This is a genomic window from Lysinibacillus mangiferihumi (genome assembly GCF_003049665.1).
GTDB lineage: Bacteria > Bacillota > Bacilli > Bacillales_A > Planococcaceae > Lysinibacillus > Lysinibacillus mangiferihumi.
Genome location: NZ_PYWM01000020.1, coordinates 88,387 through 99,949 on the forward strand (window position 1 = coordinate 88,387; position 11,563 = coordinate 99,949).

Sequence of the window (11,563 nt, forward strand, 5' to 3'; positions counted from 1 at the left end):
ATATTCGGCAAAACTATTACCATGTACCTAAAATTCGCCAATTTACGCGTTGCATAAGTTATAGTAAAATAACTTTCAGCCAAATAATAGTCCAAATTTAGAATGGCCTGATGAATATTTTCTACTCAACAGGCCATACTGCATTTTTTATTTTACTTTTGCACCATTTTCAAGATTTGGATCAACAGAGGCTAGCTTTAAAATTCCATCTTTTTCACCCGCTAAAATCATCCCTTGTGATAATTCACCACGTAATTTTACAGGTTTCAAATTTGCAACAACAATCACTTTTTGTCCGACTAGCTCTTCCGCAGTATAATACTTAGCAATTCCCGAAACTACTTGGCGTTGCTCATATCCAAGGTCAACTTGAAGCTTTAATAATTTATCCGCTTTCGGAATCGGTTCACATGCTGTAACCGTTGCCACACGTAAGTCTACTTTCATAAAATCATCAATAGAAATTTCAGGAATTTCTGGAATTTCTACAACTTTTGATTCTGTGCTTGGTTCTTCTTCTTGAGAAGTTTTTACAGAGCCGCGCATTTCTTCACGAATGTAAGTAATTTCAATTTCACTATCTAAACGTGGGAAAATTGGTGTACCTTTTTCTACCACTTTAATGTTTGCTGGAATAGTATTACCGAATGTTTCAATTGTTTCCCATGATAAAAATTTGTCGTCTAATCCTAATTGTTGCAATATGCGTTTCGGTGTAGATGTCATAAATGGTTGTAACATAACGGCAATATGATGTAAACTCTCTGCCAAATTTCGCATAACAGCCCCTAATTTTGGATTATCTGCTTCTTCTTTTGCAAGTACCCAAGGCTGTGTTTCATCAATGTATTTATTTGTACGAGATACTAGTGTCCAGAGGTCAGCTAATACGACACTAAATTGCATTTTTTCCATACTTTCTTCATATTTAATACGTACAGTTTCTGCATGCACTTTTAATGCCTCATCAAATTCTGTCGATTGAAGATTTTCTGTAGGAATATTGCCATCAAAATACTTATTAATCATAGAAATTGTACGGTTTAATAAATTACCTAAATCATTGGCTAAATCGAAATTTGTTCGCTCCACAAATGATTCTGGTGAAAATACGCCATCAGAGCCAAACGGTAACTCTCTTAATAGGAAGTAACGTGTTGCATCTAATCCATAACGTTCGATTAACATTTCAGGATAGATAACATTTCCTTTTGATTTCGACATTTTTCCGTCTTTCATCATAATAAATCCATGCGCGAACACTTTTTTAGGTAATGGTAAATCAAGAGCCATTAAGAATATCGGCCAATAGATTGTATGGAAACGTACGATATCTTTACCTACAACATGTACATCGGCTGGCCAATATTTATTAAATAACGTTTCATCTTCTGATAAGTAACCTAAAGAGGTAATATAATTTGTTAACGCATCTACCCAAACATAAATTACGTGTTTTGGATCTCCCGGTACTTTAATGCCCCAATCAAATGAAGTTCGTGAAACTGATAAATCTTCAAGCCCTGGTTTAATAAAGTTATTAATCATTTCGTTTTTACGAGATTCCGGTTCGATGAATTCTAGATTTTCTTCATAATAAGCGAGTAAGCGATCTGCGTATTTCTTCATATTAAAGAAGTAAGATTCTTCTTTTACTTTGTGTACTGCGCGACCACAGTCTGGACACTTTCCATCTTCTAATTGCGTTTCAGTAAAGAATGACTCACAAGGAGTACAGTACCACCCTTCATACTCACCTTTATAGATATCGCCGTTGTCTAAAAACTTTTGGAAAATCTTTTCGACAGTTTTTTTATGACGCTCTTCCGTTGTTTGAATGAAATCATCATACGAAATATCCATTAATGCCCAAAGTTTTTTCGCTGCCTCGGCAATCTCATTTACATATTCTTGAGGATGTTTGCCAGCTTCTGCAGCTTTTTCTTGAATCTTTTGTCCGTGCTCGTCCATCCCAGTTAAGAAACGTACATCATAGCCACGTAAACGTTTGTAACGTGCAATCGTATCAGACGCTACTGTCGTATACGCAGTACCAATATGAAATTTTCCACTTGGATAGTAAATCGGGGTTGTTATATAGAATGTTTTGTTTTGTTCGCTCACGAGAACTGCCTCCAATGTTTCACAGTATAATATCTATTCTATCGAAGTACGAAATTCGTTTCAATGAAAGTTTATCGAATGCGAAAAATGTCGAATATTATATTAATCCATTTAATGTCTTTTATAAGAAGCTTTTTTACTATAAAATAAAATCTATAATAAAAACCTTTTAAAAACGTAGAAATAACAGTTTTCTCCTCAAAAATTTTTACAAATAAGAAATAATTACTGTATTAATTAATTGACGTTTATGGCATTACTTGGTATGATAACTATCAGACAAGGAAATTATGTCGAAATTTGACGAAACACAAATATAACTTTCACTTATAGGAGGAAAAATAATTATGAAATCAACAGGTATTGTTCGTAAAGTCGATGAATTAGGTCGTGTGGTAATTCCAATCGAACTTCGTCGTACATTAGGTATCGCTGAAAAGGACGCTTTAGAAATCTACGTAGATGATGATAAAATCATCCTAAAAAAATATATGCCTAACATGACTTGTGCTGTTACTGGTGAAGTTTCTGATGATAACTTCCGTCTAGTTGGAGGCAAATTAATTTTAAGCCCTGAAGGCGCAGAAATGCTGATGAAAGAAATCCAATCTAGCTTAAAAAAATAAACCCTTTCCTGCACCTAAATCGACAACAGCGGTTTAGGTGTTTTTATTATTTAATAAAAATTTCTTTTTATAATGGTAAAGTATTATATATACTTCCCATATAATGTCCATGTCAGACCTCTTTTATTAAGATTACTCGCTTTTACAATTATTATCAATTTAAACATTTGTATTTTAATAAGGATAATCATTCTCAATCGTAATAATTTGGTAAATATTGTTTATTGCAAATAAAAAAGATTGCCTCCATGGAGACAACCTTTTAATACTCACTCACTATGGTATTCGTTATAAATATCACGCTTCGCTACTTGGCGCAGTTTCGCTACTTCTTTTATTGCTTCCTTAGAAGTAACGCCTGATTCGGCAATAATATAATCGACATGTTCCACAACATTCATGGCAATCCAATATACATCTTCTTGCTTATCTTCTTCTGCATGTTGATTTCCTTCTAAAACAATACAAAACTCTCCTCGAATTTCTTCGGTTTGAGACCATTCCACCGCTTCTGTTACAGTACCACGAAGAAACTCCTCGAATTTTTTTGTCAGTTCACGCGCCAGCACAATACGGCGATTACCAAGAATTAATTCCATATCCTTTAGTGTTTCTTTTAAACGATGGGGAGCCTCGTAAAATAAGATGGTTTCTTGTCTTTTTTTTAATTGCTCTAATTGTTGTCGTCTCTCTTTTTTTCCACGATTTAAAAACCCGTAAAAGAAAAAGGGTTGTGGTGTTAAACCAGAAGCAATTAAAGCAGAAATTGCGGCATTCGCACCTGGTATTGGTACTACAGCTATTCCTTCGGCAATTGCCTTACTAACAATATCTGCCCCTGGGTCCGAAATACAAGGTAAACCAGCATCACTTACTAATGCCACCGTCTTTCCTTGACGTAAAAAGCTTAGTAGCTTCTCTCCCCCGGCATCAATATTATGTTCGTGATAACTTACAAGTGGTGTTTCAATGTCAAAATAGTTGCAAAGCTTCTTTGTATTCCGTGTATCTTCAGCAGCTATCACATCCGCTTCCTTTAAAATACGTAGTGCACGTACACTCATATCCTCTAAATTGCCAATGGGTGTTGCTACAAGATATAAATGTCCTTGATGATCGTGCATCGTACTTTTTTGTGATTTCACGATTTATCCCTCCCTATATAGTTCGTTTTTTGCGCCCGTGTTAACTGCTTAAAAGCATATTCTGCCCGCATCGCTTCTTGTTTTGTGTCGAAAGCTTCGACATAAATACATTCAACTGGTCCTCTAGCCCGTGTATATTTGGCACCTTTCCCTGCATTATGTGCGGCAACACGCTTTTCTACATTATTTGTATAACCTGCGTAATAAGTCTTGTCCGCACATTCTAACACATAGAAGAAATGACTATTCGTTTTGTCCATAAAGCATTGCTCTCACTTCAGCTGTATATTCATTATTTGAATCATAGACATACAGTGGGGGTAATATTTTCAAATCTGGTTTACCATCCTTTATTGCTTCTATTAATAAAGTATTGGCTTCCTTCCCTACTTTCGGATAAATCAGTTGCATTCGTTTTGGTTCTAATCGATTTGCTCGCATAGCTGTGACAATATCCAATAAGCGACCAGGGCGATGTACAAATGCTGCTTTTCCACCTTGTTTTAATAATCTACTTGCCGATTGCACCGCTTCATCGAGTGTTAAATGTAACTCATGTCGTGCTATCGCGTAATGTTCAGATAAATTTTTATCACTTGCTTCATGCGCTAAAAAATATGGCGGATTACAAGTCACTACATCATATTTTTCTATTCCTAATTGAGATGGAATTTCCTTTACATCACCAAGTACCATATTGATTTGTTGCGCTAAGTTATTATACCGAATACTTCGCTCTGCCATATCAAATAAACGAGGCTGTAATTCTACACCCGTAATATGCCCTTTCGTTCTAGCACTTAAAAATAACGGAATAACCCCATTGCCTGAGCATAAATCAACTATTTCCCCTTTATGATAAGGTACATTGACAAATTTCGAAAGTAACACTGCATCCAATGAGAAAGAAAAGACAGATGGGCTTTGAATAATACGTAAATTCTCTGCCAACAAATAATCTAACCTTTCATCATCCTTCAACCAATTTTCCATGAGCCTTCCTCCTACTATACAAAACAAAAGACTGATACCACCGAAGCGGGAATCAGTCTTCTATTACACATTTTGCTTATTTAAAAATGATAGACAAAACAGACAATCTTCACCTTTACGTGAACTTCCAAAATGAACATGACAAACGTGGAAGCCCTCTTGGTATAGACGTGCTAAGTTATCATATCCCTCGCCAATATCTAATGGATTCTCTTTCTTCTCATCTGTAGCCTGTACGGTGTTCTCTTTAGAAAGTAGTTCTTCTAGACGTGTACGAAGGTGATGATTTTCTGTTTCGAGTGCCTTATGTTCTTCCATCATTAACGCTACAAATTGCTTCAATGCACCAAATTGCGCCTGCATTGCTTCGAGCTGTTGTTCGAACTCCATAACGGTATCTAAGAAATTACGGTCCTTCACCCAAGCCACCTCGTTAAATTCTCTATCTTATATAAGATTTTTTTCGCATGCTAGCAGTTCTTCGAGCGTATACTCAACCGTGCGCTCTTGCTCCTGTAAATATACTTGAATAAGTCTTTCTAGCACATTTAAACCAACAACTCTCCCACGGCCATCTGGTGTCATTGTCATTTCACCAATATCCGGCATACCCTCTTTTGCTTCTTCGTATTCATCGTTTTCATACTTCAAGCAGCACATTAAACGACCACATAACCCAGATATTTTAGATGGGTTTAAAGATAAATTCTGATCTTTTGCCATTTTAATAGACACCGGATCAAAATCACCTAAAAATGTTGAACAGCATAGCATTCGGCCACAAGGACCAATACCACCTAATAATTTTGCTTCGTCTCGCACACCAATTTGGCGGAGCTCGATACGCGTTCTAAAAACAGATGCTAAATCTTTTACTAAATCCCTGAAGTCAACACGACCTTCTGCCGTAAAGTAAAAGATGATTTTATTGCGATCAAATGTATATTCAACATCAACAAGTTTCATCTCTAGTTTATGTTCTATAATTTTTGCATTTGCTAGCTCAAATGCACGTTTTGACTCTATCGCATTTTCTTCAACTTGAATACGATCACGTTCATCTGCTGGTCGTAGTACTTGTTTAAGTGGTAATACTACATCATTTTCCCCTACTACTTTTTGAGGTACAACTACTTTCCCGTATTCTACACCACGAGCTGTCTCTACAATGACATATTGACTGTCCTCTAGTAGAAATGATGCTGGATCGAAATAATATATTTTACCCGCCTTTTTAAAGCGGATTCCTACTACATTATACAAATGTATATCCCTCCTGCAGATTTAGCATTAGCTGCTCCATCAATAACGTCCTATTCATGTTACGCTGTAAAGATGCACGCGCCTGTAAAATGGACTCCATTTGACTAGATAGGCGTTCAAAAGTCGAATGTAACGCAGCTTCTTTAAAAGTCTGTAACATGTCTGGATAAGTACAAGCTGCTTCGGGATTAGCTTTTATTGACACTATATCACGGTAAGCAAATAGTAGTAAATCCAATGCTTGCTCCATTTCGCTTTTTTCCTTAAATAGTGGCAACCATTCCTCATGTACAACTATCATCGCTTCATGTACATTTTGGCGAATTGCCTCTACTAATTTTAACACTGTTTTTCGAGCCTGTGCAAACTGCTCATCTTTTGCTAAAAAAATAGCGGTTTCGAGCTCGTTCGTCATCATGCTAACCGTAGAAGCCATGGAGTGGGGAACGTCATTTTCTTGCAAATGCTTTAACAACAATTGACGCGGCATCTTTTGAAACTTAATATGCTGACAGCGCGAACGAATAGTAGGTAATATTGATTGCATCTGCTCTGTTAACAAAATAGCCGTAACTTCTCCATCGGGTTCCTCTAAAAATTTTAAAATCATATTAGCAGATGCTATATTTAAACGATCTGCATGATGCAGTACGTAAATTTTACGTCCTTGCTCAACACCCATCATTTTCATCTCAGAAATAAGATCACGTATTTGATCAATTTTAATAAATTGACCTTCCGGATAGATTTCGTGAATATTCGGATGATTTCCCGAATCAACACGTCTGCAATTTCGACATGTTTCACATGGAACATTTTCATGTGGATGTTCACATAGCATTAATTTTACAAAAAAATGCATAATATCCACTTTCCCTGTTCCTTTTTCGCCATCAAAAATGTATGCATGGGCTAATCTATTTTTGTCAAAAATCGTTTGAAGCTGCTTCATTACGACTGGCTGTAGTGTGAAAAGCTCTTCAACATTCTTCGCCATTTTTTATTATATTCCTTCCTATATCTATAAAGCCTTTTGGACTTGTACATGTAAATTTATTTTTGGTAGAAGAAACGCTTTACCAATTGTGATAGTAAGGAGTCCTACAGATCAAATTTGAAAAAAGCCCGCGCCTACAAGTGAACAAGACACGGGTTTTACATATATAAATTAATTAATAGACCTTTAATCTCGCCAATTTTGTCGAGAAGGTCAATCGCTTCCTTTTCTTCATCTAAAATATCTTGTGCAAGCTCCACAAGACGCGTATCAATTGTCTCAATAATTTTCAATCTTCTTCCTTCACCAAAGCGATTCCACGTATGCGATTGTTTTAATTCCATACCGTGCTCTACAGTTTCCTGTAAGAAGCGCTTCACAAGCATTTTAAAACGAGCAAGCTCTCGCAAATTACGGGATCTTGCCACACGGTCACCAGCAGTTGAAATATCCCCCAACAATCGTGTTAGTTGTTCGGTTTGCAATTTGGAGCCTTGCTTGACGACCATATCACCAAATCGGTTATTTTGATTATTATTTTGTAGAGGCTCCTTACGATTAGTATTGATCCCGACACGTATATCTTGATTGATCTTCAAGCTTCATTCGCCCCCAACTGCTTTATTATCAATGTCATCTATAGTTGTGAATTTTTACTGCCAGTTTGGCAATGCTCACTAAATATTAAATACTGTTAAAAGTGGTGAAATTGTTCAATCGGTAAAACAAAGACGGTAGCGCCCCCTACCTCTACCTCCACTGGATATGGGATATAGGAATCTGCATTACCACCTAATGGCGATACGGGTGCAACCAATTGTTCCCGTGCTCGACAATTATCACGGATAATATCTAAAACTTTGGGTATGAGAGAGTCTTCTGTTCCAATTAGAAACGTCGTATTACCAGAGCGTAAAAAACCCCCTGTACTCGCTAATTTTGTTGCGCGAAACTGATTTTTCGTTAAAGCATTCGATAAGCGGCTACTATCCTGATCTTGTACAACAGCTACGACTAACTTCATTCGCACTCACCCCTTTATATAATTGGCCTTGATAGAATTTATTCAAAACAGCAACATCTACTAACAATTTCAATCCATACTTAGAAAGAAAAGGACGCTAACAACATTCATGTTAAAAAATCTTTGCGACAATTTATCTTTGTTCGTACGCGTATCAGATGAAAGTAGGCACATTGCATTCATCTTAGCACTTATAAGGTAAAGTTTTCTTTTATCCGATGCAGTGAATGTGTCATCAGATGTTACCATTATATCACAATATGCTAGTTAACTTCATGTTTTTACTGCATTGCCTTATACACTATTGCCCATACATCTTCAACTACATGCTCCATACTTTGGTCCGCATTAATAACTCTTATACGTTCTGGATAACGTTTTACTAATTGTAAATATCCCTCACGCACCTTTTGATGAAAGGCCAAGCTTTCAACATCAAGGCGGTTTACTTCACGATCTCCATGTGCGTGTATACGCGCTAAACCAACCTCCGGTGAAATATCAAATAGGATAGTTAAATCGGGTAATTTTTTCCCAATTGCAAATTCATTAATTGATAGTACATCATCTACACCGATGCCACGTGCATATCCTTGGTAAGCTAACGATGAATCAATAAATCGATCACAAATAACCATTTTCCCAGCATCTAAAGCAGGTCGTACTTTTTCAAAGTAATGCTGACTTCTCGCTGCTGCGTACAACAATGCTTCCGTCCGTTCATCCATTGCTGTGTGCGCCGGATTTAAAATGATGGTTCGAATTTTTTCGGCGATTTCAATGCCTCCAGGTTCTCTCGTTGCTAAAACATCTATATTTTCTTGTGCTAATCGTTCAGCTATTTTTTTAATGATGGTTGTTTTCCCGGCACCTTCTGGACCTTCAAATGTAATAAATAAATTGCCATTCATGCTGTTATTGCCTCCAACTATTTTATGACCTCGATCATTTTTTCCTCTAATCTGTGATTTCCTTGAAATGTTGCGCCTGTTGCAAGTAATTCCTCCAACTGACTTAGTTTAGCCACCGTAATTTTTTCCCCTGGAACGAGCAATGGGATGCCAGGAGGGTAAGGAATAATCATACTTGCAGCCGTACGTCCCATTGTCCGCATGTAGGGTAGCCATTCCTTCTTCATATTTGCAATTTCATCAAATGAATAAGCTGGTTCCGTAATAGCAGTGAAACTGTAGGCATTGTGCGAAACGGCTTGTATTTCTGTTTTTTCAGTGTTTAATAATGCTGTCACAGCCTCTTTTATACGTACGCGAATCTCTGCAAATGGAAAACTATACCCTTGTTTTAAAAGTGGCAATACAAGTAATACCTGATGAGCATCGGCAAGCTCTGCATATACATGCTTCGCTTCTAATGCTTCCTGTAGTTGATAGCCACTATAACCTTTAACGCGAAGCAATAATTTTATAGGGTCATCTACCTCAATGACTTCAAGCGAACCAATTGAACGTAATGCATCGACCCATTGATTTTTTTTCTCTATTATATATGCACCATCGCTCTCCATATATGTCTGTATATAATAGCGTGCATCATCCAAAGAAGCTAACAATACATAAGATGGACTGCTGGATTGTAACATGCGTAAATAGTGATGGATACTATCAACATTCACTAATTGTGAGTTCACATGCATAAAAGAAGCCATGGTCATAGCCGGCAATGTTTTGTGCGCTGACTGCACAACAACATCGGCGCCGAAGGTTAAAGCAGATGGCTGGAATAAAGAACAAGCATTAAAATGAGCTCCATGGGCCTCATCTACTAAAACGGGTATATTTTTTTCATGACAATATGCTATTTGCTGTGATAGTTCTTTAGATATCATACCGTAATATGTTGGATACGTTAAAACCACTGCCTTTGCGCCTGGATACTCATCAACTGCCTGTTTTAGATCGTGATAGGAAACATGTGTTGCAGTTAATGTTCGGTCGTCCCAAAGTGGAGAAACATAAACAGCCTTTGCTCCAACAAGCTCAATTGCATGAAAAATAGATTTGTGAGCATTACGTTGTACAATGATCGTATCGCCTCTTTTACATGTAGCATATATCATCGCTAAATTCCCAACTGTTGAGCCACCTACTAAAAAAAAGCTTTTCGTCGCACCATATGTTTCAGCTAGTAAATTTTCAGCCTCTAATATCATTCCCTCAGGATAGTGCAAGTCATCCATTCCTGTTAACTCTGTTACATCGTAGCGCATAACATCTTTAAAAGCCTGTGGTAAATGTGAAAATTCTCCATGTTTATGTCCTGGTACATGAAAGGATATATTTTGTTGTTGTCGAAAACGCTCTAAACCTTCTACAATTGGCTTTTTCTTTTGCAAAACAAGACACCCTTTTTCGTTTATTGTATTCTTTAATTATACGGGATTATGGCACGATAAAAAAGCTATCCTACAAAATAGGATAGCTTAAGATTTAAGATGCGAGAATAACCATAAAACAGCATTTGGTTTTCATTCCAACTGCTACAACGATTCAAAAAGTGCCAATAATTTAGTTAGGACAGCAATATGCAGAAACTTCTCTCTTATTCCTAAAAAAGAATGGCCTCCCTCAATATAGCAAATTCTTTAAGTATCTCTTTTGCATCACTTTCACCATTTACAATACCTACTATCTATTTCTTGCCGTCTCTAGATGTATGATGTCACCCATTCTCCAATAGTTTTCTCAGGTTAACGATACACATGCTGTTTAGAGTATCTCAACTATAAGTTAGTTAGAATAAGTGTCTCATACTTTTTGGGCTAAGCAGCTAATCATGATATTACAATGTGTGATTGTTTCTTTAGCGCTTTGGATACGTTAGGATTTCAAATAAAAAAAGACTGAAGATTTCTCTTCGGTCTTTTTAAGTTGCCTAGCGACGTCCTACTCTCACAGGGGGAAGCCCCCAACTACCATCGGCGCTAAAGAGCTTAACTTCCGTGTTCGGTATGGGAACGGGTGTGACCTCTTTGCCATCATCACTAGACTCTATTCGACCTCCAATACACGGCGTATTACTGCGTCAGCTTCTCTCGTTCAATCAGTCACGTACAAAGGTACGCTCCTTCATTCACTCGTTTGCTTCCTTGTTCTACTTGTGTCTTGAAGCTCTCACGGCTTTCAATATACATCGTATTTCTTTGTCAGCTTCATTCGTTCAGTCAGTCACGTACAGACGTACGCTCCTTCCTTCTCTCAATCGCTTCCGCGAACTACTCGTATCTTGAAACCCTTTTATGAAAGATTGTTCTTTCAAAACTGGATAAACGGTTCATTGAATGTTTCAAACTTTTTGGTTAAGTCCTCGATCGATTAGTATTCGTCAGCTCCATGTGTCACCACACTTCCACCTCGAACCTATCTACCTCATC

Annotated in this window: 12 protein-coding genes and 1 rRNA gene; 1 reads left to right on the forward strand and 12 read right to left on the reverse strand. The window is 37.2% G+C overall.

The annotated features are described in order from the left end of the window. Positions 1-147: 147 nt before the first annotated feature. Positions 148-2,124, reverse strand: coding sequence for a methionine--tRNA ligase (gene metG, locus C9J37_RS17945; RefSeq protein ID WP_107896449.1), 1,977 nt, complete (start codon positions 2,122-2,124; stop codon positions 148-150). A 347-nt stretch (positions 2,125-2,471) separates the two neighbouring features. Between metG and C9J37_RS17950 the strand changes: the two genes are divergently transcribed. Further along, positions 2,472-2,750 (forward strand): transition state genes transcriptional regulator AbrB, encoded by a 279-nt coding sequence (locus C9J37_RS17950; RefSeq protein WP_024362580.1) that lies wholly within the window; start codon positions 2,472-2,474, stop codon positions 2,748-2,750. 269 nt (positions 2,751-3,019) lie between these two features. Here the strand turns inward: C9J37_RS17950 and rsmI are convergent, their stop codons facing one another. The 11 genes from rsmI to rrf all read right to left on the reverse strand — a co-directional run bounded on the left by rsmI (position 3,020) and on the right by rrf (position 11,178). After that, complete coding sequence (gene rsmI, locus C9J37_RS17955; protein ID WP_107896450.1) at positions 3,020-3,895, reverse strand: 16S rRNA (cytidine(1402)-2'-O)-methyltransferase; 876 nt, start codon at positions 3,893-3,895, stop codon at positions 3,020-3,022. After that, on the reverse strand, positions 3,892-4,155 hold the full coding sequence (locus C9J37_RS17960) for a GIY-YIG nuclease family protein (RefSeq protein WP_024362578.1): 264 nt from the start codon (positions 4,153-4,155) through the stop codon (positions 3,892-3,894). Before C9J37_RS17960 ends, rsmI begins: the two co-directional genes overlap by 4 nt. Further along, a complete protein-coding gene (locus C9J37_RS17965) occupies positions 4,139-4,888 on the reverse strand; it encodes a tRNA1(Val) (adenine(37)-N6)-methyltransferase (protein WP_024362577.1) in 750 nt (249 codons plus the stop codon). The genes C9J37_RS17960 and C9J37_RS17965 overlap by 17 nt, the downstream gene beginning before the upstream one ends. A 63-nt stretch (positions 4,889-4,951) precedes the next feature. Then, positions 4,952-5,308, reverse strand: coding sequence for a DNA replication initiation control protein YabA (yabA, locus tag C9J37_RS17970; RefSeq protein WP_024362576.1), 357 nt, complete (start codon positions 5,306-5,308; stop codon positions 4,952-4,954). Between the two features lie 27 nt (positions 5,309-5,335). Next, the gene (locus tag C9J37_RS17975) at positions 5,336-6,151 is read right to left on the reverse strand and encodes a PSP1 domain-containing protein (protein ID WP_024362575.1); all 816 of its coding nucleotides are present in this window, start codon (positions 6,149-6,151) and stop codon (positions 5,336-5,338) included. Beyond that, positions 6,144-7,148 (reverse strand): DNA polymerase III subunit delta', encoded by a 1,005-nt coding sequence (gene holB, locus C9J37_RS17980; RefSeq protein ID WP_024362574.1) that lies wholly within the window; start codon positions 7,146-7,148, stop codon positions 6,144-6,146. The genes C9J37_RS17975 and holB overlap by 8 nt, the downstream gene beginning before the upstream one ends. Positions 7,149-7,306: 158 nt before the next feature. Then, positions 7,307-7,747, reverse strand: coding sequence for a YaaR family protein (locus C9J37_RS17985; protein WP_024362573.1), 441 nt, complete (start codon positions 7,745-7,747; stop codon positions 7,307-7,309). 95 nt (positions 7,748-7,842) lie between these two features. Then, positions 7,843-8,172, reverse strand: coding sequence for a cyclic di-AMP receptor DarA (locus tag C9J37_RS17990; protein ID WP_024362572.1), 330 nt, complete (start codon positions 8,170-8,172; stop codon positions 7,843-7,845). 281 nt (positions 8,173-8,453) lie between these two features. Next, positions 8,454-9,083 (reverse strand): dTMP kinase, encoded by a 630-nt coding sequence (gene tmk / locus C9J37_RS17995; RefSeq protein WP_107896451.1) that lies wholly within the window; start codon positions 9,081-9,083, stop codon positions 8,454-8,456. 17 nt (positions 9,084-9,100) lie between these two features. Beyond that, the gene (locus tag C9J37_RS18000; protein WP_107896452.1) at positions 9,101-10,525 is read right to left on the reverse strand and encodes an aminotransferase class I/II-fold pyridoxal phosphate-dependent enzyme; all 1,425 of its coding nucleotides are present in this window, start codon (positions 10,523-10,525) and stop codon (positions 9,101-9,103) included. 537 nt (positions 10,526-11,062) lie between these two features. Further along, positions 11,063-11,178: ribosomal RNA gene (gene rrf, locus C9J37_RS18005) — 5S ribosomal RNA — on the reverse strand. Positions 11,179-11,563 lie beyond the last annotated feature (385 nt).

Bases quoted from the DNA above. Each gene is read 5' to 3' on its own strand.
- tmk (WP_107896451.1), bottom strand. From the start codon at position 9,083: ATGAATGGCAATTTATTTATTACATTTGAAGGTCCAGAAGGTGCCGGG.
- C9J37_RS17990 (WP_024362572.1), bottom strand. From the start codon at position 8,172: ATGAAGTTAGTCGTAGCTGTTGTACAAGATCAGGATAGTAGCCGCTTA.
- C9J37_RS17960 (WP_024362578.1), bottom strand. From the start codon at position 4,155: ATGGACAAAACGAATAGTCATTTCTTCTATGTGTTAGAATGTGCGGAC.
- holB (WP_024362574.1), bottom strand. From the start codon at position 7,148: ATGGCGAAGAATGTTGAAGAGCTTTTCACACTACAGCCAGTCGTAATG.
- C9J37_RS17950 (WP_024362580.1), top strand. From the start codon at position 2,472: ATGAAATCAACAGGTATTGTTCGTAAAGTCGATGAATTAGGTCGTGTG.
- C9J37_RS17965 (WP_024362577.1), bottom strand. From the start codon at position 4,888: ATGGAAAATTGGTTGAAGGATGATGAAAGGTTAGATTATTTGTTGGCA.